We start from the raw sequence: 287 nt of genomic DNA, 5'->3' as shown, positions 1-287 counted from the left end.
AAGATCCCTGAAAGATGATCAGGTTGATAGGTCAGAGGTGGAAGCGTGGCGACATGTGGAGCTGACTGATACTAATCGATCGAGGACTTAACCAAAACGAAAAGCAGAGGCGACTGTTCAACTTCGAAAAACGTTGGAGAGCCGGCCACTCAAATCCTGATTTTGGGATTTGGAGGGACGGATCGAAACGGCCGAGAAGTTAGGAGCCGAAGCTAGACAAGTCATTGGTAATTACTCGGCAAAATTCTTCTTCATACATTATCTAGTTTTGAGGGAACGAAGTTTCT

General features: G+C 45.6%; 1 rRNA gene. It reads left to right on the top strand.

The annotated features are described in order from the left end of the window. A 23S ribosomal RNA gene (locus tag M3205_RS25370) occupies positions 1-95 on the top strand; the annotation flags it as partial. Positions 96-287 lie beyond the last annotated feature (192 nt).

It is taken from the genome of Cytobacillus firmus (assembly GCF_023715565.1).
Classification (GTDB): domain Bacteria; phylum Bacillota; class Bacilli; order Bacillales; family Cytobacillaceae; genus Cytobacillus; species Cytobacillus firmus_C.
Note: the sequence above shows the minus strand (reverse complement) of the source record. Positions and strands in the feature narration are given on the sequence as shown.